This window comes from Saccharopolyspora rhizosphaerae (genome assembly GCF_003931915.1).
GTDB lineage: Bacteria > Actinomycetota > Actinomycetes > Mycobacteriales > Pseudonocardiaceae > Saccharopolyspora > Saccharopolyspora rhizosphaerae.
In genome coordinates this window covers 463,044-484,568 of sequence record NZ_RSAA01000007.1, presented here as the reverse complement: position 1 = coordinate 484,568, position 21,525 = coordinate 463,044, and the positions used below count along the sequence as shown (strand labels likewise).

The window sequence follows — 21,525 nt, the reverse complement described above, 5'->3', positions numbered from 1 at the left end:
CCAGGTCGCGCCCGCTCAGCCCTGCTTGGTGTGCTCGTTGAGGGCGTCGAAGGCCGCGCTCTTGGTGTCCTGGTCGACCGTCGCGGAATCCACCTCCGGTGGCGCGACCGGCTCCAGGTCGGGCCGCGTCGGGTTCCGCCGCTCGGCGACCGGCTGGAACCGGGGGTGCGAAGGCGGCGCGGGTGGCAGCGGCCTGCGGCGCACCGGCCTGGGCTGGTTGGCGCTGATGTAGAAGCCCTGCAGCAGCAGCACGATCACCCCGACGGCCAGGGCAGCCGAGGCCAGGTGGAGGGCGTTGCGGTCACCGTCGAGCCACCACAGCGCGCCCGCGACGCCGCAGGCGGCTCCGGCGATGATCGCCAGCAGGTGGAAGAGCAGGTGGACGGGATATTGCCGCACGGCCGACACCTCCCCGGGTGCATCGCGGAGTGGGAGCAAGACCTCTACGTCAACACGCGCGCCGGACGTGGTGCGTTGCCTCTGGAACCGGCCAGGAACGCGGTGGACTGCCGGTCGATGGTAGCCCGGTCGGGCGCTCCAGTGCCCGATCAACGGTCGGCCCGCGGAATCCGGATCGATCCGAGGCGAAATCGTTTTCACTCGTTGGGGCGATCGGCGCTGGGCGTGCGCGGCGGCCTCCGCGTCCTACCCCTACCGTGGAGTACCAGCAGGCCACAGTGGATCCGCAATTCGGGGAACGGATCGGGGCTTCGATCGGCCGACCCGGCCGGGGTACCGGGTCGCGTCGTGCGGTCTTCTCCGGTGGGCGGACCGGCTACGTTCGGGGGTGTTGCCGGTGCTGAATTCTCTGACCGGGTTCGCGGTGGCGGCGAGCGTCGGCCTCGGGACCGTCCTGTTCTTCTCGATCTTCATGTCGTGGGTCGAACGCGGCATGATCGGTTCCGGCACGAGCCGTCGGGGCAGGCACCGCCGACGCGCCGGCCTCGCCGTCGCCTACCGCAGGCACCGCGCCGCGCTGCTGGCCCGCGGTGCGTCGCTGCCCGCCGTGACCGCCGTCGTCGAGACGGCGCGCCGCCCGCGCGGTCGCGTCGTCGCGGGTGGTCCGGGAGCGATGCGCCGCCCCGGGCCGCGGCACCACTCGTTCGACCCGCCTACAGCACCTCGAAGTCGGCGAAGTCGAACCCCGGTGACACCACGCACGTGACCAGCGTCTCCACCGTCGCGGCGGCCGAGGCGCGCTGCCAGGTCCCGGCCGGTACCACGGCTTGCGGCGTCTGACCCGCTCCCGCGCCCAGCACCACCGGATCGGGGTCGTCCGTCGGGCTCGCGCTGGTGCCGCCCAGGTGCAGCGACAGCGGACCGCCCCGGTGCCACAGCCACAGCTCGTCGGAGGCCACCACGTGCCACCGGGAGCGCTGGCCGGGCGGCAGCAGGTAGTAGATGGCCGTCGCGGTCGGCCGGGTACCGCCTGAGGCCTCCGCCTCAAGCCGGCTGGCCCACGTGCGCCGGAACCAACCGCCCTCGGGGTGCGGCAGCAGGTCGAACTCCTCAGCGGTGCGGCTGCGCGACTCCAGCGACAGGAAGTTCCCCTTCACGTCGCGGCGCGCGTAGCGGATGCCGATCACCGCTTCGCGGTCCAGCGGTCCGTAGACGTGCGGGAACTTCACGTCCTCGGCTACCCCGGGTGGCGGGGCCGGGTCAGCTGCCTCCCAGCGCACCGGCGCCGTCAGCCTCACCGGGTCCAGCTCGACGGCGATCATCGGCTCGTCGACGTCGCTGTAGAGGTTGTTGGCCACGGCGAGCGTGGTGGGCACGTCGGGGGAGCAGTGCACGAAGCCCTGCGCGTGCAGGCTCGCGGCGGTGATGGGTTGGTCCTGGTCGCTGTGGAAGGTGCTCAGGGGCAGCAGGTGCAGCAGGCTCGGTCCGGTCACGCGCCACAGTCTCCCGCGTCGGCAGGTCGAACGCGATCTCCTGCGTAGGATTCGCGTTGTCCCGTCGCGCTCGGAAACGGAGGCTTCACATGCGGATCGCGGTGCTCGACGACTACCAGGACGTCGCACGCAGCTACGCCGACTGGGGTTCGCTCGACGTCGAGGTGTTCACCGAGCACATCGCCGACGTCGACGAGCTGGTGGCGCGGCTGGAGCCGTTCGAGGTGATCGCGGCGATGCGCGAGCGCACCCCGTTCCCGCGCGAGGTGCTCACCCGGCTGCCGAACCTCCGACTGCTGGTCACCACCGGGATGCGCAACGCCTCGATCGACCTGGACGCGGCGCGCGAGCAGGGCGTGGTGGTCTCCGGGACCGGCAGCGGCAAGGTCTGGGCCGCCACCGCCGAACTGGCGTGGGGGCTGATCATCGCTCTGCTGCGCGACATCCCCGGTCAGGACCGGCAGATCCGCACCGGTGGCTGGCAGACCGGGATCGGCGTGGAGCTCGGCGGCAAGACCCTCGGCGTGCTCGGGCTCGGCCGGCTCGGCTCGCAGGTCGCGGCGGTCGGCCGGGCCTTCGGCATGGACGTGATCGCCTGGAGCGCCAACCTGACCGACGAGCGCGCGGCGGAGGTGGGAGCTCGGCTGGTCGCCCAGGAGGAGCTGTTCGCCCAGTCCGACGTGGTGAGCATCCACCTGGTGCTCAGCAAGCGGACGCGGGGTCTGGTGGGCGCCTCCGAACTGGCGCTGATGAAGCCCACCGCGTACCTGGTCAACACCTCCCGCGGGTCGATCGTCGACGAGGCCGCGTTGCGCTCGGCGCTGCACGAGGGCCGGATCGCCGGCGCGGGCATCGACGTCTACGGCACCGAGCCGCTGCCCGCCGACGACCCGTGGCGGACCACCCCGCGCACCGTGCTCACCCCGCACATCGGCTACGTCACCGACGACACCTACGAGGCGTTCTTCCCCGAGATCGTCGAGAACATCAAGACCTTCGCGGAGGGGAGCCCGATCCGGGTGCTCAACGCCGACTGAGCGGAGCACCGCCCTCCGCAAACCGTTGCGAAATCACCCTTGACTCGGGGCGAGACGGACATCACAGTCATACCAACCGGTCGGTCTGACTAGACAAGGGAGTCTGTCGATGACTGCTCACGAACCCCCCAGAACGCCGAAGAAGTTGCTCGGCGCAGCCCTGATCGCGAGCTCGATCGAGTGGTACGACTTCTTCATCTACGCCACCGCGGCGGCGCTGGTGTTCGGCACGCTGTTCTTCCCCGACGCTTCGCCCCTGGTCGGCGTGCTGCTCTCGTTCGCCACGTTCTGGGCCGGGTTCGTCGCCCGTCCCATCGGCGGCCTCGTGTTCGGACACCTCGGCGACAAGATCGGGCGCAAACCCGCTGTCGTGACCTGCCTGGTCCTGATGGGCACGGCGACCTTCCTGATCGGTGTGCTGCCCAGCGCGGCCACCATCGGCGTCGCGGCCCCGATCCTGCTGGTGACGTTGCGGTTCCTGCAAGGCATCGCGGTCGGTGGGCAGTGGGGCGGCATCGTGCTGCTGCTGACCGAGAACAGCGCCAGCGGGAAGCGCGGCATGGCAGGCACGTTCGGTCAGATGGGCGTGCCCTTCGGCGTCATCTCCGGCAACCTCGCGTTCCTGGGCGTCGGCGCGTTGATGAGCCAGGAAGCGTTCCTCTCGTGGGGATGGCGGCTGCCGTTCCTGTTCAGCGCCGTGCTCGCGCCCGTCGTGCTCTACATCCAGCTCAAGATCGAGGACACCCCGGTGTTCCAGGAGCTGCAGGAGCGCCAGGAGAAGAAGGTCGTCAAGGCGCCGCTGATGGAGGTCCTGCGCGACCACAAGCGCAGCGTCCTGCTGGGAGCGGGACTGCTGTTCGCCACGAACTCGTTCTTCTACATCGGCATCTCGGGCCTGCTCGACTACGGCACCCGGGAGCTCGGCCTGCCGCGCCAGCAGCTGCTCGGCGTCACGTTGGCGACCTCGGTGGTCGGCATCTTCGTGATCTTCTTCTCCGGCACGTGGTCCGACAAGCTGGGCCGTCGTCCGATGATCCTGCTCGGCGCCGGACTGCTCGCGGTGTGGTCGTTCCCGTTCTTCTGGCTCATCGACACCGCGTCGATCTGGCTCATCGCGCTGGCCGGCTGCGTCGGCAGCATCGGGCAGAGCATGACCTACGGTCCGCTGGCGGCCTACCTCAGCGAGCTGTTCCACCCCCGGGTGCGCTACTCCGGCGCGTCGCTGGCCTACCAGCTGGCGGCGATCCTGGTCAGCGGTGGCACCCCGTTCATCATGACCGCCCTGCTCGCGGCCACCGGCACTTCGGCGTCGGTGTCGCTGTTCCTGCTGGCGATGTCGGTGTGCACCTTCGCCGCCGCGTTCTACCTGCGCGAAACCCACGTCAAGCAACCGGTTTCGGCGCCGGCTGCCGCCGAAGCCTGACCGACCTCAGCGTTCGACCCGGGGTGGCCGTGACCGGCGCCCCGGGTCGAAGCACGTGGATCAGACGTCCTGCGCGAGGGTCTTGACCTGCTCGATCAGCTTGGCACGGCCCGGCGCGTCCTGGGCGAAGGGCGTCACGTTGAGGGTGGTGACGCCGGCTTCCTTCATGGCCGCCAGCCGCTCCTTGACGTGGGACTCGGTGCCGATGAGGGAGATCTTCTCCAGCAGCTCGCGCGGCACCGCGGCCGCGGCCTCGTCCTTCTTGCCCTCGAGGTAGAGGTCCTGGATCTCCTCCGCCTCGGCTTCGTAGCCGTAGCGGCGGGCGAGGTTGTTGTAGAAGTTCTTGCCCTTGGCGCCCATGCCGCCGACGTAGAGGGCCACCATCGGGCGCACGAAGTCGACGAGGTCCTCCAGCCCTTCACCGATGGCCAGCGGCGCCTGCGCGACCACGTCCAGCGGCGGCAGCGAGGCGTCCCGCTTGGCCTTGCCCTTGGCCAGCGGCTCGCCCCAGACGTCACCGGCGCGCTCGGGCAGGAAGAAGATCGGCTCCCAGCCCTCGGCGATCTCGGCGACCATCTCGACGTTCTTCGGGCCGATCGCGGCGATCAGGATCGGGATCCGCTCGCGCACCGGGTGGTTGATCAGCTTCAGCGGCTTGCCGAGGCCGGTGCCCTGGTCGGCGGGCAGCGGGATGTTGTAGTGCTTGCCGCTGTGCTCCACCTTCTCGCGGCGCCACACCTGGCGGCAGATCTCCACGATCTCCCGCGTGCGACCCAGCGGAGCGTGGTACGGCACGCCGTGGAAGCCCTCGATGACCTGCGGTCCCGAGGCGCCGATGCCGAGGGTGAAGCGGCCGTCGGAGACGAAGTCCAGCCCGGCCGCGGTCATCGCGGTCAGCGTGGGCGTCCGGGTGTAGATCTGCAGGATGCCGGAGGCGATCTCCAGTCGTTCGGTCTTCGCGGCGATGAAGCCCATCTGGCTGACCGCGTCGAAGGAGTAGGCCTCGGGGACGTAAACGACGTCCAGCCCGGCTTTCTCGTAGGTGGCCAGGTCGTCGACGGTCTCCTTGAAGCCTCCGCTGTAGTTCAGCGGCATCCCGATGCGCATCGGCCGTTCCTTCCCGGGGTCCGGCGGCGGCGGGTCGCGGCGACACCGCCGAGGTCTCGCAGCGACGTTACCGCCGAGTACTCCTCGGTGGGGAGTCCATCCGCTGCGGTCACCCGTGTGATGCACCTCGCACTGGGGCCGCACCGAGTGGCCGCGCGACCTCTGCCGTGCCCATGCTGGTGAGCATGTCGTCCGCAGAGGCTGTGACCCGGTCATGAGACTCGCCATGCTCGACATCGGCTCGGCAGCGGCCCGCCTGGACATCGTCGACCTCGCCAGTCCGCGGATGCCCCGCGCCACCTGGAGCGTCAAGTCCCGCAGCCACCTCGCCGAGCACACGCTGCCCGACGGGCGCGTGACCGAGGAGGGCATCGCCGACGCCGTGCGCGCGGTCCGACGGTGCGTGCGCGCCGCCGCCGACAAGCCGACCGAGGCGTTGATCGCCTACGGGACCTCGGCGGTGCGCGACGCCAGCAACGGTGCCCGGCTGCGCAAACGCCTCGGAGAGGCCGCCGGGGTGCGCATCGGCGTGCTCACCCCGCGCGACGAGGCGGCCGTGACCTACCACGCGGCCCGCCGCTGGCACGGCCGAAGTGGACGCTTGATGACCACAGTGGACATCGGCGGCGGCACCGTCGACGTCGCCACCGGCACCAGCACCGATCCGCACCGGGTCGTCTCGCTGCCGCACGGCGCCGCTCGGTTGACCAGGCAGTTCCTGCCGGACGACCCGCCGACGCGGGCGCAGCTGGCGGAACTTCGGCGCGAGCTGCACGAGACCATCCCCCCGTCGCTGCGGGGCGTCGAGGCCGGGCACCCGCTGGCGCTGTCGAAGGTGTTGCGGCAGCTGGCGGTGCTCACCGAGAGCGTGCCGCACGCCACCGTCCGCCGCCCGCACCGGTTGCGGCTGCAGGAGCTGTCCCGGTGGATCCCCCGGTTGGCCGAGCTCGACCACCAGCAGCGCGCGAAGCTGCCCGGCGTGTCGCGGAGCCGCGGGCGGCGCATCCTCGCCGGGGCGATCGTCGCCGAGGTGATCATGGAGTCGCTGGAGCTCCCCGAGCTGGAGATCTGCCCGTGGGGGTTGCGCCAGGGCTTGGTCTACCGGTTCCTGGAAGCCCGGACCCGCACCCGCGCCGAAGCGCTCGACCTGGTGGGATCGTTGTTCGACTGACCTCCGCGCGGCGTCGGCGGTAGCGTTCTTCCCAGATCGACCAGGGGAGGCGCTGTGGCACTGCTGTTGCACATCTTGATCACCATGGCGGCGGTGTGGGTCACCACCGCGCTGCCGGGCATCGAGCTCTCCGGTCAGGACACCACCTCGAAGGTCCTGACGCTGCTGGCGGTCTCGGTGCTGTTCGGGCTGGTGAACCTGGTGCTCAAGCCGGTCGCCAAGACCCTCGGCTGCCTGCTCTACGTGCTGACGCTGGGATTGTTCGGCCTGGTCGTCAACGGGTTGCTGTTCTGGCTGACCAGCTACCTGGCCGGCGAGCTCGACCTGCCCTTCCACGTCGACGGTTTCTGGGCGGCCTTCTGGGGCGCGTTGATCGTCTCCCTCGTCAGCACTGCGCTGGCCGGCATCGTCCGCCGCGTCGCCCACCCGCAGGAGGACTGACGGTGCGGTGTGAACTGGGCGAATTAGCGGTGGTGCTGCAAAGCGGCCCGACTGAGGTCGCTGAACACCTCGGCGTCGCACCTGAACCCGGCGACGTGCCCGAACCCGTCCGGGACGCGGCGAGGACGCTTTCCCGCGCCTCGGTCTTCGGCTTGGCCGAGGTGCGGGTTCCCGACGAGCCCGACCTGCGCGCGGTGGTCGCCGTCGGCGAGGGCGGGGGCGTGCGGGTGCGGGTGCGCGGTGCGGAGGTCGAGGTCGAGGTCGTCCGACCGGACGCGCCGTGGCCCGCGCTGGTCGGGTGCCTGCCCAAGCTCGACCCCGCCGCGGGGTGCGAAGTCACCGTCCCGACCCGCGAGCTCGCCGAGGCCCGGGCCGAGTCCGCAGAGCGGGACCAGGCCGCGGACTGGCTCGCCTACGAGCTCAAGCAGCGCGAGGTCCCCACCGACGACGCCCGCGCGGTCGCCGACCTGCTGGCCTGCGCCGACGGCACCGCCGCCCGCCTCGCGGTCGCCTACCGCAACGGGACCGGCGAGTTCCTGCGCTGGCGCCACGAGGTCGAGGTCCACCACTCGCCGACGGGCCGCTCGGCGGTCATCCCGGAATCCCCGGACGACACCTTCACCCTCGTCGCCCCGGCCGACACCTACCTCCTCGGCAAGACCCTCCAGGAGTACCTCGAGGACCTCACCCGCCCGAGCGAGTGAGCAGTGATGTCGCGCGCAGTGTCGTTCCGCTGCTGAGCGGCCCCTCGCGCGACATGCCCGTCGCCGTGGGCTGGAGCCGGTTGCGCGCGTCAGGTATGTCCTTCGAGGCGCCGCACGCCCGGGCGGCCGGGATTCGCGTGCGTGTTCTCACTGGTCAAGAGCGCGCTGGTGTGGGGGAGTTCGAACTTCGCGCGCGAATGGGAAGCTCACCCGCTGCGCGCGGTGCTCCCGGGTGGGGGTGGAGGCGGGCGGTGATGTCGCGGGCGGTGTGGTTCCGCTGCTGAGCGGCCCCTCGCGCGACATGCCCGTCGCCGTGGGCTGGAGCCGGTTGCGCGCGTCAGGTATGTCCTTCGAGGCGCCGCACGCCCGGGCGGCCGGGATTCGCGTGCGTGTTCTCACTGGTCAAGAGCGCGCTGGTGTGGGGGAGTTCGAACTTCGCGCGCGAATGGGAAGCTCACCCGCTGCGCGCGGTGCTCCCGGGTGGGGGTGGAGGCGGGCGGTGATGTCGCGGGCGGTGTGGTTCCGCTGCTGAGCGGCCCCTCGCGCGACATGGCTCTCCGTGGATTGGAGCCGGTTGTGCGCGAGGTGCGTCCTTCCAGCCCGCACACGCCCGGGTGGCCTGTCCGGTGGGTGTTCTCGCTGGTCAAGAGCGCGCTTGGGTGGGGTGTTCGAACTTCGCGCGAGGGTCGAACACCCCACTGGGCGCGGGGTGTCAGCGGTGGGCGTCGAGGCGGGCGGCGATGTCCTTGCCGATGAGCAGGGAGGCCGTGGCGGCGGGGGAGGGCGCGTTGAGGACGTGGACCCAGTGCTCGTCCTCGACCACCAGGAAGTCGTCGACGAGGGTGCCGTCCGGGGTGACGGCCTGGGCGCGCACGCCGGCCTCCGAACGCAGCAGGTGGTGGCTGCGCAGGTCGGGCAGCAGGGTGCGGGCCGCCTGCAGGAACAGCGGTTTCAGCGCGGAGCGGGCGATCTCGGCCGCTCCGGTGCGCCAGTACTTCTTCGCCAGCACCCGCAGGCCGGGGTCGGTGACCAGGCGTCGCAGGTGGGCGGGTGAGATCGCACCCCACCGGTAGCCCTCGCGGGACAGCGCCGGGACGGCGTTGGGACCCACGTGCAGGCTGCCGTCGACCATCCGGGTCAGGTGCACGCCCAGGAACGGGAAGGCCGGGTCCGGCACCGGGTAGACCAGCGAGTTGACCAGGTCGCGCGCGAAGGACGTCGTCTCGTAGTACTCGCCGCGGAAGGGCAGGATCCGCGCGGGCGGGGTCGTCCCGGCCATCTCGGCGACGGCGTCGCTGTGCAGCCCGGCGCAGTTGACCGCCTGCTTGGTGCGGATCTCGCCGCGGTTGGTCAGCAGCACCAGTTCGGAGCCGTCCCGGCGGACGCCGAGCAGCTCGGTGGCGGGCCGCAGCTCCACGCCGCGCTCGGTGAGCAGTTCGGCGAGCTTCTCGCTGACCGCCGCGAAGTCGGTGATGCCCGCGTCCGGCACCAGCAGCGCCCGCACGCCGCGCACGTGGGGTTCGCGCTCGCGCAGGCCGATCAGGTCCAGCTCGCTGACCTGCACGCCGTTCGCGGTGCCGCGCCGGTGCAGCTCGGCCAGCCGGGGCAGTTGCTCGGTCGAGGTGGCGACGACCACCTTCCCGGTGCGGCGCACCGGGATCCCGTGATCGGTGCAGAACCGGTACATGGCCTCCCCGCCGGCGCGGGCGAACCGCGCCTTGGCGCCGCCCGGCGCGTAGTAGAGTCCACTGTGGATGACACCGGAGTTGTGCCCGGTCTGGTGCGCTCCCCAGTGGTGCTCCTTGTCCAGCACCGTGATCCGGCGGTCGGGCCGCTGCTCGCTGAGCGCGAGCGCTGTGGCCAAGCCCACGATCCCGCCACCGATGATCGTCACGTCGTTGGTCATGCGCGCCATCGTGCGCGTCCGGATGCGCTGTTTCCAGAACCGCCGGGCCGGAGCCGGATTCGTCCTGATCGCGATGGTGAACCGGTTCTTCCGGATAGCGCGCTGGAAAAACGTTCATCCTGCTTCAAGATCACCCTGTGCTAGGGTGCATTCATCCTGTCGGGCGAACGAAGTTCGTCGCTGACAGTGGTATCGGCTTGGTCACGAGCAGTGAGCTCGAGGCTCACCTGCCGCAGGCCGATGCCGCCATCCGCGCCGCACCCCCAGGCGCGGAGCCCTGCTGAGTTGAGTCGCGATCCCTCCGCGCGACACGGAGGGGGCGACCGGTTCGACGGTTACGAGGCGCTGTGACGCGGAGCAGTTCGGGTAGTGAGCACAAGACGATCCGGGCCCGCCTGACCCGCGTCGGCGTGGTCCCCGTGATCATCCTGCTGGCCATCTGGCTGGCGTTCTCAGCGGTTCCGATCTACCAGGGGTACCGGTCCCTGGTGGACGCCACCGAGGTCCGCGACGCCGCGATGCCGACGGCGGAGGCCTTCGCAGCGCTGCAGCAGGAACGCCGGCTCGCCGTGGACCGGCTCAGCGGTGGCGACCCGGCGGCGCTGACCGCGCACAAGCCCCGCACCGACCGGACCGTCGCCGAGGCGCGCCGCACTCTGCGGGTCGCCGGCGAGTCCGCGGACCCCGCGATCGCGGGCAAGATCCGCGCCTTCGACGGCCTGCTGGCCCAGCTGTCCCGGCAGCGGCAGCGCGTCGAATCCGGCCAGACGAGCAGCGCCGACGCCTTGGACTTCTACAACGAGGTCCTCGACGCCGGGCTCGAGGTGTTCGAGTCCTACACCGACACCGTCGCCGACACCGAGACCGGGCACGCCGGTCACGTCGGCACCGAGCTGTTCCGCGCGGCCGACCAGATGTCGCGGGCCGCCTCGCTGGGCACGGTCGCACTGGCCGCGGGCGAGTTCAGCACCGCCGAGCACCTCGAGTTCGTCCAGCTCGTCGGCTCCTACCGGAACACCGTCGACGCCGAGGTCCTCGCGGCCGAGCCGCGCGCGAGCGAGCTCGCCCGGCAGGCGCAGGCCGGTCCGGAGTGGGCACGGGTGGACGAGCTGGAGAACGAGCTCATCGAGCACCCGCCGCAGCGCCCCGGCCGCTTCACCGTCGACGCCGCCACCTGGCGGCAGACGACCGCGCAGGTCTCCGGCGACCTCTCGGCGGTGGCCGCCGAGCAGGTTCGCTCCGGCGCGCTGATGGCGGTCAGCAACGCCAGCGGCCACCTCATCGGCCTCGCCGTCGGTAGCCTCATCGCGCTGGCAGCGATGCTGCTGGGCATCCTGCTGGCCGCGCGCAACGCGCGGGTGCTGGTGAACCGGGTCCTGATCAGCCGCCTGGAGCGGCTGCGCGACGACACCCTGCTGCTGGCCACCGAGCGGTTGCCCAACGTCATGGACCGGCTGGAGCACGGGGAGGACCTCGACATCGAGGCCGAGCTGACCCCGCTGGACTACGGCGCCGACGAGATCGGCCAGGTCGCCGACGCGTTCAACACCGCCCACCACACCGCGGTCGTCGCCGCGGTGAAGGAGAACCAGGCCAAGGAGGGCGCCAACAAGGTCTTCCTCGGAATCGCGCACCGCAACCAGGGCCTGGTGCACCGCCAGCTCAAGACCCTCGACAAGATGGAGCGCAGCGAGGAGCACCCGGAACGGCTGGAGGGCCTCTTCCAGCTCGACCACCTCGCGACCCGCTCCCGGCGCAACGCCGAGAACCTGATCATCCTGGCGGGGGAGAAGCCGGGCAGGCAGTGGCGCAAACCGGTGCGCCTGGTCGACGTCATCCGCTCCGCGGTCGCCGAAACCGAGCACTACTACCGGATCCGGGTGCACCCGGCCCCGGAGGTCTCGCTGGTCGGCGCGGCGGTCGGCGACGTCATCCACCTGCTCGCCGAGCTGATGGACAACGCCACCTCCTACTCGCCGCCCCGCTCGCAGGTCCAGGTCCGCAGCAGCGACACCCCGCGCGGGTTGCTGATCCAGGTCGAGGACGAGGGGCTGGGCATGCGCCCCGCCGACCGCGACGAGGCCAACGTGCTGATGGCCACCACACCGCGGTTCGAGGACATCACGCGTCGCGGTGACTCCCGCTTGGGGCTGTTCGTGGTCGCGCGCCTGGCCGCCCGCAGGGGCATCGAGGTCGAGCTGCGCGAGGCCGAGGAGCAGGGCACGGTCGCGTTCGTGCTGCTTCCCCCGCACATCGTCGCCGAGGAAGCGGCGCAGGGCGACAAGCAGAGCATGTCGCAGTTGGCCGAGAAGGCCCGGGAGCGCGCCAGCGAGCAGTCCGTGGTCCGCGAGGCCCGGACCGCTCCGGTGAGCCCGGTCGAGGAGCCGGTGGCCGACGACCAACCCCGCTTCCCGTCGGACGACCCCGATGAGGACCAGCCGGAGTTGCCGCGCCGCGAACGCCGGCAGAACCTGGCGCCGCAGTTGCGCGGCGACCTCGACGGCGGAGTCGCGGAGGACACTGCGAGTCTCCAGCCGGAGCGCACTCGTGGCACCATGTCGGCGTTCCAACGCGGAACCCTGGATGCGCGCCGGGCCGGCGGCCGCGACTGAGCTTGACCCGACGATTCGAGGAGCAGCGCAGGAATGAGCGAACAGATCGGTTCCGCCGACGACCTGAACTGGTTGTTGGACGACCTGGTCAACCGGGTCGTGGGTGCCCGTGACGGCGTGGTGCTCTCCGGGGACGGGCTGCTGCTGGCCAGGTCCGAGGGACTGACGCCGAACGACGCCGACCACTTGGCCGCGATGGCTTCGGCCTTCCAGAGCCTGGCGAAGCAGACCGGCAAGCACTTCGGCGGCGGCGGTGTGCGCCAGACCGTGGTGGAGCTCGACAGCATGTTCCTGTTCGTCACCGCGGCCGGCGCGGGAGCGTGCATGGCGCTGCTCGGTGACGAGAACGCCGACGTGGGCATGATCGCCTACGAGATGAACCTGATGGTGATCCGGGTCGGCGAGTACCTGAGCTCGGCCCCGAGGGTGGATGCCGTGGCGCAGATGCGCCACGACTGAAGGCACAGCCATGGCTGAAGACGGCCAGCTCTGGCTGGACGAGGAGTCCGGGCCGCTGGTGCGACCGTACGCGATGGTGCACGGTCGCACCCGCCCGGCACGACCGGACCTCGACGTCGCCACGCAGCTGCTGACGTCGTGGAGCGGTGCTGATCGCAGCGGGGTCTCCGTCGAGCACGAGGAGATCCTGCGGCTGTGCGTGCGCCCCATGTCCCTCGCCGAGGTCGCCGCGCACCTGGACACCCCCATCGTGGTGGCGAAAGTCCTGGTGTCGGACCTCATCGACCGCGGCGACCTCGTCACCGACAAGGCCTCGCGCCGCGCCCAGCGGCCCAACCGCCAGCTCCTGGAAGCGGTGCTGGACGGCGTGCGGCGGCTCTGACACGCCGCCGCGGCCGTCCGCCCGCTGCGGGAAAGTGCTCCCGCGCCTCGCGCCGCTGCGGCACGATGGCCTGCATGCGCGATCTCCACCCGCAGCGGGAACCCCACGCCTCCGGGCAGCTCGACGTCGGCGACGGCAACCTCGTGCACTGGGAGGAGAGCGGCAACCCGCGTGGGAAACCCGCGGTGTTCCTGCACGGCGGACCGGGCGCGGGCTGCTCTCCCGCGCACCGCGGCCTCTTCGACCCGGACCGCTACCGCATCGTGCTGTTCGACCAGCGCGGGTGCGGCCGCAGCACGCCCGACGCCGGCGAGCTCGGTGCCGACCTCAGCAGCAACACCACCTGGCACCTGGTCGCCGACGTGGAGCGCCTGCGTGCACACCTGGGCATCGAGTCCTGGCTGGTCCTCGGGGGTTCGTGGGGGAGCACGCTCGCGCTGGCCTACGCCGAGACGCACCCGGAGCGCGTCACCGAACTCGTGCTGCGCGGCGTGTTCACCTGTCGCCAGAGCGAGATCGACTGGTTGTACGCAGGTGGGGCGGCGCAGCTCTTCCCGGACCGCTGGGCCGAACTCCTCGAGGTGGTCCCGGGATCCGAGCGCGACGACGTGCTGCGCTGCTACCACCGCATGCTGCACGAAACCGACGCCCACGTCCGGGAGCGCGCGGCCATCGCCTGGAGCCGCTGGGAGGCCAGTCTGATCGGGCTGCTGCCGCGTCCGGCGCTCGTCGAGGACTTCGGGGATCCCGCCTTCGCCGCCGCGTTCGCCCGCATCGAAACCCACTTCTTCGTGCACGGCGCCTGGCTCGCCGAGGGACAGCTCCTCGCCAACGCCCACCGCCTGCACGGCATCCCGGGGACGATCGTGCAGGGCCGTTACGACGTGATCACTCCGCCCACCACGGCTTTCGAGCTCGCGCAGGCCTGGCCGGAGGCGGACCTGCGGATGATCCCCGACGGGGGCCACGCCTACGACGAACCGGGCGTCCTGGACGCGCTGCTCGAGGCCACGGACCGCTACGCGAGCTGATCAGCGCTCCGGGCAGCCCCAGAGCGAGAGGAGCATGGTGTCGGCGATCTCGCGGCGGTCGACGACCTCGAACCCCTCCGACGCGTAGAGCCGCGCGGCCGGGTTCGCGCGCTCCACGCTGAGGCAGACCTGGTCGATCCCCCGCTGCCGCGCGGCGTCGTGCAGCGCTCGCAGCAGGTCTCGCCCGATCCCGTTGCCCCGGTTCGCAGCGTCGACACCGATCGCCAGCTCCGGGACGTCGGAGCGGACGTAACCGTACCCGGGAGCGGTCTCGTCGAAGTACCGCAGCCACGCCGCGCCGACCGGGCGGCCGGGACGCTCCGCCACGACACCGAGATCGGTGGCCCGCGGCCAGCCCTCCACGTAGCGCGCGACGGCCGGGTCGGCGAGCGCCTCGGCACGGCTGCGCCCCGGATGGCTCGGCGTGTTCGCCGCCTCGACCAGCATGTCCGCGAGGAAGTCCGCATCGCCGGCGCGGGCCGGGCGGATCAGGATCTCGTCCACGACCCCATCCTTCGACCACCCAGGCGTCGGGCGCAACGGAATTCGGGTGCGGCGGAGGCGAACAACGGGGATGCTCGGGTCATGACCAGCCGCATCTCCGCCGTCGTCATCGACGCCCACGACATCGAGAAGATCGCGTCCTTCTGGTGCGAGGTGCTGGGCTGGAGCGTCGTCGACCGCGAGGAGGGCGGGCTGACCATCGGTGCGTCCGACGGGTCCTGGCCGCGCATCGACGTCTTCGAGGTGCCTGAGTCCAAGACCGTCAAGAACCGCCTGCACTTCGACGTCCGAGCGACCGACCGGTCCGCCGAGGACGAGCTGCGACGCCTGGAAGCCCTCGGCGCCCGGCCCGCCGACGTCGGCCAACCCCCGGACGTCACCTGGAAGGTCCTCGCCGACCCGGAAGGCAACGAGTTCTGCCTTCTCGGCACGGCTGTCGACGACCTCCCGGAATCCGAACGACCCACCAACGCCTGACGATCCGGGGATTCTTCCGGAAGATCCGGTGCGATCAGTCGTTGGCGGAAATCAGCGAGGCGACCGGCTTTCGGCCAGATCAGTCCGCCGGAGAGCCGGGCGTGAGCGCGACCTTCTCGAACCTCGGGTCGGGCTGTGGTCGGACCAGCGAGATCCTCGGCGCTCCGGCGGCCAAGAACGCTTCGCCGTGATCAGGCATCGGCGGGAGTGTTGCTCGACCGGGCCGATGGGCCCTCCTCAGCACCGCAGGCTGCGCTCAACACTCCTCCCATGAGCGATCCCAGTGCCTCCACGCCCAGCAGATGGCACATCGGCCATGGCGAACTCCTGCTCCGCCACCGCTACGAGGCGGCCAGCATCGTCAACGACATCCTCATCGCCATCTGGTTCGTCGCCGGCAGCATCATGTTCTTCGACCCCGCGATGTTCACCGCGGGCACGTGGATGTTCTTGCTGGGCAGCATCGAACTGGCGATCCGCCCCACCATCCGCATGATCCGCTACCTGCACCTCAGCCACCGCCACCACGCTGCCGGACACGAGTCGGACCAGGACTTCTGACGCCCGGTTCGCCGGTTCCGGTGGAGCGCACGCTCGAACCTGTGGTCTAGGGTCGCCCGGAGCCGGATGGCGAAGGTGGTTCGGCGGAGGAGGTGTGGACGATGTCCGTCCTGGTCGGCGGGATGGGAGGGGCGAGCCTGCTCCTCGTGGCCCTGGTGTTCCACCGGATCGCCGGACGGATCCGCAGCGGCGCGTTGACCCGCAACCCCCTCGCGGGCGTGCGCACGGCAGCGACGATGCGGTCGGACGCGGCCTGGTCCGCCGGGCATCGCGCCGCCGAGCCGTTGATGCGGGTGACCGCCCGGGTCGCTGCGATCGCGGGGATCGCGACCCTCGTCCCGGCGCTCGCTCTGCGCGTCGCGGGCGTGGCGGACTCCGTCGCCTTGGTGCCCACGCTGGTCGTCTTCGCGGTGGGGTGCGCCGCCTTCCTCGGCCTCACGACCTGGTCGGCCGTCCTGGCCGATCGCGCGGCACGAGCGACCCCTCCGCCGAGCGAACACGGCGGCTGACGCGCAGTCGTGGCGCTGTGACGACCTCGGTCATTCGCGTGCCTGGCGCCTTGTGGCCTGCCCTCCTGCCTGACTGGTGTGGGGAAGTGTTCCGCCTTGAACACCGACCGCCGACGCCCCAGCCGTTCCTGGGTCAAACGCGACTCGGGTTCGCCAGGAGAATTCCAGGTGTTCCCGACGCGAGGTCCAGTCAGTCGAGGAGTTCGGACACCGAATGGGATATGAGCGATCGTCCACGACGCTCGACCACTGCACCCGCCGAACCGACGACGGTGACGGGATGGTCCCTCCCCGCCCGTTGACCAGGCTGACACTGTGCTGACCCCCGGTCCACCGGGCAATGAGAAAGACCCCGACCGTTCTCCGAGTGGAGTTCTGATCGGGGTCTCGATCTGTGGGCGATACTGGGATCGAACCAGTGACCTCTTCGGTGTGAACGAAGCGCTCTCCCCCTGAGCTAATCGCCCTTGTTCTGTTGTTCGCCGCCGTTCCTGGCGACGAGAAGAACAATACACGATCGTTTCTAGGAGCCGAACAGGGGGGAGGCCAACCACGTCCAGCGCAGGCCGAGCCAGCCCCCGATCGTCCCGAACATGCCCAGAAGCCACAGCGTCACCAGGACCACCAGGCCGGTCGCGGCCATGATCGTGAGCTTGGTGGCCAGGTGCTGGCGGCCCATCCAGCGGACCCACCGCTGGTAGTGGTGCTTGGCGAACATGTTGACCCGGTGCGCCCAGTGGAACTCGGTGGCGAGGATGCCGAGCCCGGCGAAGACCACCAGCCACCCCGGCCCGGGGTACGGGATCATCAGCAGTCCCGTGATGAGGACCGCGGTGCCGAACACGCCGAGCACGACCCGGTAGGTGATGTTCAGGGACGGGCGGCGGCGGACGTGCTCGCGGTAGCCGTGCAAGCGCTCGCGCAGCGCGTGCAGGCGCGGGTGCTTGTGCTGGCGGTGCTCGTGCTCGCCTGGATCCGCACCGGCGTGTCGGGTCCCCGGCTCGGCTTGATCGTTCAGGGCTGTCCACCTCGGCAGTTCGTCGGGGCTCGCAGGCCCAGGATACGGTCGCGGTCGGCGACGCGCGGTGCGCTGGGCCACATCACGTCGGCGAGTCGGAAGCCCTCCACCGTGCCGGTCTCCGGTAAACAGGAGATGGCTGTCAAGCGGACGGACGGGTGCTCGCCGCGTGTCGCCGTGACTGGATTGTGACGGGGATCATCGTCCGTTTGGTCTGAAGCCGGGACCAAGGACTCTGTGGCGTCACTTCGATCCTGGTCACAGTGTGAGCCGCCTCTCGACCGCCCGTTCGGAGCCGTGCGTGCGCTGTAACCGGGGCGGTGAAGACCATTAGCCCGAAATGGTGACAACTCGTGGTCGACATCTCATCCGGGGCGGTTTCGGGAAAATGCGAAGGCCTTCCGTGACCTATTCTTGAACCACGTCGGGCGAACCGGACGAAGCATGAACCCCGTGGTCAGCGGGTACGCAGAGGAAGGGTTCTCCGGGCGTGGGCGACCGATCTGCCGGCCGGGCTCGGCGTGGTCGACCTAGTTACAGAAGGTAACCAGGGTCGGTCACTGAGCGAGTCGGGTCTTCGGGCCGGCCGCTCCCAAGATCGGGGGAGTTCGCGACGGATCGAGATCTCCGGAGTGGACGACGGCCCGACCGGTCGGAAGGGGGATCGGTTGGGACCGGCGACCACAGCAAGTCCGGGATTTCGAACACGGAGTGCACTCGCTTGGTCGCCCAGCGAATTCGGGCATGGCCCGACCGGGTGATCTATGCGGGAGTCGCGAGTAAATCTGCCCGGTGAAGCGTCACAACTGTGTTGCTCGGTCGATAAACGGACCGGGAGGGAGCAGGAAGGGGAGGAACAATGCGTAACGATCACGTGACACTCCGTTCTACGGCTGTGTTCGACCTGCTCGCGCCGCAGGCGCCTGCGGTGCCGGTCCAGGTCGAACTGCGCTACGACACCCAGGACCCGTACGCGGTGGTGGCCGCGTTCCGCACCGGCCGTGCCGGTTGGGTCGAGTGGGTGTTCGCCCGCGATCTGTTGGCCGACGGCCTGATCGCGCACGCCGGCGAGGGCGACGTGACCATCCGCCCGGCGGTCGACGACCCGGAGGTCGTGGCCATCGAGCTGAGCTCGCCGTCCGGGCACGCCGTGTTCGAGGCTTCGGCGCAAGAGCTCGCCGACTTCTTGGACCGGACCTACGACGTCGTGGTCCCCGGCAACGAGAACCTGTGGGTCGACGTCGACGACGCGCTCACCCGCCTGCTGCCCTTCGACATGGGCTGATCAGGCTTGAACCGCTCTGCCCGGTTGCCGCCAGGCGGAGTGGGGACCCCCCTTCGAGTCCGATCTTGGGCGTGGTCTAGAGTTCACTGTGCAACGCGGCGGACGGGCCCGGGACAACCGGGCCACGAGGTCGCAGCAGGCGGATGTAGCGCAGCTGGTAGCGCATCACCTTGCCAAGGTGAGGGTCGCGGGTTCGAGTCCCGTCATCCGCTCTGGTTCTCTGGCGTTCCAGCCGGCTTCGGTGTGGATGCGGAGTCCGGCGGAGTGGCCGAGTGGCTTAGGCAAGGGCCTGCAAAGCCCTGTACGCGGGTTCGATTCCCGCCTCCGCCTCGCGCGATTAGCTCAGTGGGAGAGCGCTACCTTGACACGGTAGAGGTCACTGGTTCAATCCCAGTATCGCGCACCAGCGCATTGCGAAGTGCGGACCTCGTCGATGAATCGTCGGCGAGGTTTTTTCATGCGCGGAACTGTTCCGTCCGAATGCGCGTTCACGCCACCTTTTCCTGAGGTTGTGCACCGGCGAGCGCCGGGAAGTAGGGACGGCCACGTTCGTCCGCAGTTCTCCGCGTCGGTGCCGCGCTTCGCGCGTTGATCACCAGCGGCGGCACGAGAACGCCCCCGAGCGGATCGAGCGTTGTGCGCACGGCTTCGTCGGAGGTCGCTGGATCGGGGGCGTAGGCGCTCGTGCGATCTCCCGTGGGGCCCTTGTGGTGCCATGATGGTCGCTCGTGGAGCTGGACGAGGTGCTCGGGCGGATCGTCGACGAGGTCGCGCCGCTGCGCGGTGCGGGGGAGGTCGCCGATTACATCCCGGCGCTCGCGCGGATCGACCCGGGCCAGTTCGGCATCGCGGTCGCCGACCTCGGCGGTCGTGTCGTCGGGGCCGGCGACTGGCAAGTGCCGTTCTCGGCTCAGAGCATCTCGAAGGTCTTCACCCTCGCGCTCGTGCTGGCGGGCAGCGACGAGTCGTTGTGGCGCCGGGTCGGCCGGGAACCGTCGGGCAACGCCTTCAACTCGCTGGTCCAGCTGGAGCACGAACGGGGGATTCCGCGGAACCCGTTCATCAACGCGGGCGCGCTGGCGGTCACCGATGAGCTGATCTCCCAGGTCGGCGACGCGACCGGGGAGCTGCTCGACTTCCTGCGCGCCGAGAGCGGTAACCCGGACCTGCGGGTGGACGAGGAGGTGGCGGCCTCCGAGGCCACCCACGCCCACCGGAACCTGGCCGTCACGCACTTCATGGCGTCGTACGGCAACATGCACAACCCGGTGGCGACCGTGCTCGACCAGTACGTCCGGCAGTGCTCGATCGAGGTGAGCTGCCGCGACCTGGCGCTCGCCGGGCTCTTCCTCGCCGCGCACGGTGTTCGCCGCGACGGTTCCGAACTGCTCACCAGCAGGCAGGCCAAGCGGGTCAACGCGATCATGCTGACCTGCGGGACTTACGACGCCGCAGGGGATTTCGCCTACCGCGTCGGCATCCCCGGCAAGAGCGGTGTCGGCGGAGGTGTCCTCGCCATCGTGCCGGGCCGCTGCTCCATCGCCGTCTGGAGCCCGGGGCTCGACGCGCGCGGCAACTCCGTGACCGGTGTCGCAGCCCTCGACCACTTCACCAACATGACCGGCTGGTCGATCTTCTAGCCCTCCCCGGGAGCCGGGAGACGACCTCGAGCGACCACGCCACGAAGGACGGCCCACGGACCGACCGCCCGAGCGACAGCGGAGCTCGACGAGTGGCGAGATCTCGGTTGCCCCGGTCGGGCGACGGACCCGGTGTTCGGTCCCTTGATGTCCGGGCTCGGTCCGTTCCCGTGCGGTGGTGTGGGGTGGGAGGTTCTCGGATCCGGGGTCGGGGGCTGTGACTCGAGCGTGGTGCGGGTGACGGCTCGTCGGTCAGGACTGGCTCGAACGGCAGCGAAGATCCTGCGTGCGGGCCGGTTCTGGACCACCGCGGTTTTCCGGGGGCCGGATGCTCCGGTACAGGTTCGCCTGATCACCGGAGGTTCTGGTTCCCGCGCGGCCGCGAGGCGGGAAGGGGTCAGGGGGTGGCGACTGTGGGGTCGATGTGGGCCTCCACGTCCTCGCCGCCGTGGAGGACTCCTGCTCGGGTCCAGGTGGTGAAGGTGCGTTGGAGCTGGTCGGTGAAGGCGTCGTCGAGCGGGATCCTGCGGTAGGCGGTCTGCTCCTGGCGGATCTGCGCGGCGACGTCGAGTGGTTGGCGGGCGAAGCCGGAGTACCACTGGTCGAAGGCCGCGGGGTTCAGCTGGGCCCACTGGTAGCTCCGGTCGACGCGGTCGGCGAAGTCCGCGATGGCCCTGCGCTTGCGGGGGTTGGTGAGCGAGGTGTTGGTGGCGCTGAGGACGCTGAGCCCGCTGTTGATGCCCGCACCGTCGGTGAGGACCCGGGCGCCCAGCTGCCCTCGCGTGCGGGCGGCGTAGACGCCCCAGGTGGCCCAGGCGTCGATGCTCCCGGTGGAGAACGCCGAGCTGGCGTCGGTGGGGGCGAGGTAGTTCAGCGTGGCGTCGGATTCGTCCAGGCCGGCCTTCTCGAGGGCGCCGAGGACCAGGTAGTGCGCGACGCTGCCCCGGGTGCTCGGTGAGATGCGCTTGCCCTTCAAGTCGGCGAGGGTGCGGATCGGGCTGTCCGCCGGCACCAGGACGTAGGTGCCCTTGCCGCCGTTGTTCCAGGCGGCGACGGCCTTGATCGGTGAGCCGCCGGCGATCGCGGCGACCGTCGGGGAATCCGCCGCGGAGCCGATGTCGACCGCGTCGGCGCGCAGGGCCTCGTGCAGGTGGGCGGCCGCGGGGAACTGGGCCCACTCGATCTCGTACGGCAGGTCGTCGAGCAGACCGGCCGCGCGCAGCCGGGACTGCGTCTCGCCGGTCTGGTCGCCGACGCGCAGCACGACTTCGTCCTCGGACGAGCCGCACGCGGTCAGCGTCGCGACGAAGACCAGCAGGGTCGTGACGACCGTGAGGAGCCGGCGTACCGGCGGGAGAGCGAACAC

Annotated in this window: 22 protein-coding genes and 4 tRNA genes; 18 read left to right on the top strand and 8 right to left on the bottom strand. The window is 70.5% G+C overall.

What is annotated here, in order from left to right:
• Window positions 1–15: 15 nt before the first annotated feature.
• Window positions 16–399: a hypothetical protein gene (locus EIL87_RS08885; RefSeq protein WP_125089679.1), complete on the bottom strand. Its 384-nt coding sequence runs from the start codon at window positions 397–399 to the stop codon at window positions 16–18.
• A 397-nt stretch (window positions 400–796) separates the two neighbouring features.
• Between EIL87_RS08885 and EIL87_RS08880 the strand changes: the two genes are divergently transcribed.
• The gene (locus tag EIL87_RS08880) at window positions 797–1,165 is read left to right on the top strand and encodes a hypothetical protein (RefSeq protein ID WP_125089678.1); all 369 of its coding nucleotides are present in this window, start codon (window positions 797–799) and stop codon (window positions 1,163–1,165) included.
• On the opposite strand, the gene EIL87_RS08875 is transcribed toward EIL87_RS08880, so the two are convergent.
• Window positions 1,113–1,892, bottom strand: coding sequence for a cupin domain-containing protein (locus EIL87_RS08875; protein ID WP_125089677.1), 780 nt, complete (start codon window positions 1,890–1,892; stop codon window positions 1,113–1,115). The two genes, EIL87_RS08880 and EIL87_RS08875, sit on opposite strands and share 53 nt — an antisense overlap.
• Window positions 1,893–1,981: 89 nt before the next feature.
• On the opposite strand from EIL87_RS08875, the gene EIL87_RS08870 reads away from it, so the two are divergent.
• Both EIL87_RS08870 and EIL87_RS08865 read left to right on the top strand, forming a co-directional pair.
• Window positions 1,982–2,929 (top strand): D-2-hydroxyacid dehydrogenase family protein, encoded by a 948-nt coding sequence (locus EIL87_RS08870; protein WP_125089676.1) that lies wholly within the window; start codon window positions 1,982–1,984, stop codon window positions 2,927–2,929.
• Between the two features lie 109 nt (window positions 2,930–3,038).
• A complete protein-coding gene (locus tag EIL87_RS08865) occupies window positions 3,039–4,352 on the top strand; it encodes an MFS transporter (protein WP_125089675.1) in 1,314 nt (437 codons plus the stop codon).
• 60 nt (window positions 4,353–4,412) lie between these two features.
• Here EIL87_RS08865 and EIL87_RS08860 read toward each other — a convergent pair whose 3' ends face one another.
• Window positions 4,413–5,459, bottom strand: a complete 1,047-nt coding sequence (locus EIL87_RS08860; RefSeq protein WP_125089674.1) for an LLM class F420-dependent oxidoreductase — start codon at window positions 5,457–5,459, stop codon at window positions 4,413–4,415.
• A gap of 214 nt (window positions 5,460–5,673) precedes the next feature.
• On the opposite strand from EIL87_RS08860, the gene EIL87_RS08855 reads away from it, so the two are divergent.
• Genes EIL87_RS08855 through EIL87_RS08845 form a run of 3 tightly spaced genes read left to right on the top strand, consistent with a single transcriptional unit; the run spans window position 5,674 to window position 7,775 of the window.
• Complete coding sequence (locus EIL87_RS08855) at window positions 5,674–6,630, top strand: Ppx/GppA phosphatase family protein (protein WP_125089673.1); 957 nt, start codon at window positions 5,674–5,676, stop codon at window positions 6,628–6,630.
• A 54-nt stretch (window positions 6,631–6,684) separates the two neighbouring features.
• Window positions 6,685–7,071 carry a phage holin family protein gene (locus tag EIL87_RS08850; RefSeq protein WP_125089672.1) on the top strand — a complete coding sequence of 129 codons (387 nt, stop codon included), beginning with the start codon at window positions 6,685–6,687 and terminating at the stop codon, window positions 7,069–7,071.
• Between the two features lie 2 nt (window positions 7,072–7,073).
• The gene (locus EIL87_RS08845; protein ID WP_158628611.1) at window positions 7,074–7,775 is read left to right on the top strand and encodes an ESX secretion-associated protein EspG; all 702 of its coding nucleotides are present in this window, start codon (window positions 7,074–7,076) and stop codon (window positions 7,773–7,775) included.
• A 712-nt stretch (window positions 7,776–8,487) separates the two neighbouring features.
• Here the strand turns inward: EIL87_RS08845 and lhgO are convergent.
• Window positions 8,488–9,681 (bottom strand): L-2-hydroxyglutarate oxidase, encoded by a 1,194-nt coding sequence (gene lhgO / locus EIL87_RS08840; protein ID WP_125089671.1) that lies wholly within the window; start codon window positions 9,679–9,681, stop codon window positions 8,488–8,490.
• Between the two features lie 347 nt (window positions 9,682–10,028).
• Between lhgO and EIL87_RS08835 the strand changes: the two genes are divergently transcribed.
• From EIL87_RS08835 to pip, 4 genes are all read left to right on the top strand, one after another.
• On the top strand, window positions 10,029–12,293 hold the full coding sequence (locus EIL87_RS08835; RefSeq protein ID WP_233576110.1) for a sensor histidine kinase: 2,265 nt from the start codon (window positions 10,029–10,031) through the stop codon (window positions 12,291–12,293).
• Window positions 12,294–12,326: 33 nt separating this feature from the next.
• Window positions 12,327–12,752, top strand: a complete 426-nt coding sequence (locus tag EIL87_RS08830; RefSeq protein WP_125089670.1) for a roadblock/LC7 domain-containing protein — start codon at window positions 12,327–12,329, stop codon at window positions 12,750–12,752.
• A 10-nt stretch (window positions 12,753–12,762) separates the two neighbouring features.
• Entirely contained in the window at window positions 12,763–13,134 is a 372-nt protein-coding gene (locus EIL87_RS08825; protein ID WP_125089669.1) for a DUF742 domain-containing protein, read from the top strand.
• Window positions 13,135–13,208: 74 nt separating this feature from the next.
• Window positions 13,209–14,165: a prolyl aminopeptidase gene (gene pip, locus EIL87_RS08820; RefSeq protein ID WP_125089668.1), complete on the top strand. Its 957-nt coding sequence runs from the start codon at window positions 13,209–13,211 to the stop codon at window positions 14,163–14,165.
• On the opposite strand, the gene EIL87_RS08815 is transcribed toward pip, so the two are convergent.
• A complete protein-coding gene (locus EIL87_RS08815) occupies window positions 14,166–14,669 on the bottom strand; it encodes a GNAT family N-acetyltransferase (RefSeq protein WP_125089667.1) in 504 nt (167 codons plus the stop codon).
• An 81-nt stretch (window positions 14,670–14,750) separates the two neighbouring features.
• Here EIL87_RS08815 and EIL87_RS08810 point away from each other — a divergent pair, with 81 nt between their 5' ends.
• From EIL87_RS08810 to EIL87_RS08800, 3 genes are all read left to right on the top strand, one after another.
• On the top strand, window positions 14,751–15,146 hold the full coding sequence (locus EIL87_RS08810) for a VOC family protein (RefSeq protein WP_125089666.1): 396 nt from the start codon (window positions 14,751–14,753) through the stop codon (window positions 15,144–15,146).
• 270 nt (window positions 15,147–15,416) lie between these two features.
• On the top strand, window positions 15,417–15,707 hold the full coding sequence (locus EIL87_RS08805; protein ID WP_125089665.1) for a YrhK family protein: 291 nt from the start codon (window positions 15,417–15,419) through the stop codon (window positions 15,705–15,707).
• Window positions 15,708–15,808: 101 nt separating this feature from the next.
• On the top strand, window positions 15,809–16,216 hold the full coding sequence (locus tag EIL87_RS08800; RefSeq protein WP_125089664.1) for an SdpI family protein: 408 nt from the start codon (window positions 15,809–15,811) through the stop codon (window positions 16,214–16,216).
• A gap of 395 nt (window positions 16,217–16,611) precedes the next feature.
• On the opposite strand, the gene EIL87_RS08795 is transcribed toward EIL87_RS08800, so the two are convergent.
• Window positions 16,612–16,683, bottom strand: a tRNA-Val gene (locus EIL87_RS08795).
• Window positions 16,684–16,739: 56 nt separating this feature from the next.
• Window positions 16,740–17,129 (bottom strand): TIGR02611 family protein, encoded by a 390-nt coding sequence (locus EIL87_RS08790; RefSeq protein ID WP_233576109.1) that lies wholly within the window; start codon window positions 17,127–17,129, stop codon window positions 16,740–16,742.
• A 964-nt stretch (window positions 17,130–18,093) separates the two neighbouring features.
• On the opposite strand from EIL87_RS08790, the gene EIL87_RS08785 reads away from it, so the two are divergent.
• The 5 genes from EIL87_RS08785 to EIL87_RS08765 all read left to right on the top strand — a co-directional run bounded on the left by EIL87_RS08785 (window position 18,094) and on the right by EIL87_RS08765 (window position 20,159).
• Window positions 18,094–18,519, top strand: a complete 426-nt coding sequence (locus EIL87_RS08785; protein WP_093412952.1) for an SsgA family sporulation/cell division regulator — start codon at window positions 18,094–18,096, stop codon at window positions 18,517–18,519.
• A 139-nt stretch (window positions 18,520–18,658) separates the two neighbouring features.
• Window positions 18,659–18,731 (top strand) — tRNA-Gly (locus EIL87_RS08780).
• 46 nt (window positions 18,732–18,777) lie between these two features.
• Window positions 18,778–18,849, top strand: a tRNA-Cys gene (locus EIL87_RS08775).
• 1 nt (window position 18,850) lies between these two features.
• Window positions 18,851–18,925, top strand: a tRNA-Val gene (locus EIL87_RS08770).
• Window positions 18,926–19,247: 322 nt separating this feature from the next.
• Window positions 19,248–20,159 (top strand): glutaminase, encoded by a 912-nt coding sequence (locus EIL87_RS08765; protein ID WP_125089663.1) that lies wholly within the window; start codon window positions 19,248–19,250, stop codon window positions 20,157–20,159.
• Between the two features lie 397 nt (window positions 20,160–20,556).
• Here EIL87_RS08765 and EIL87_RS08760 read toward each other — a convergent pair whose 3' ends face one another.
• Complete coding sequence (locus EIL87_RS08760; RefSeq protein WP_125089662.1) at window positions 20,557–21,525, bottom strand: ABC transporter substrate-binding protein; 969 nt, start codon at window positions 21,523–21,525, stop codon at window positions 20,557–20,559.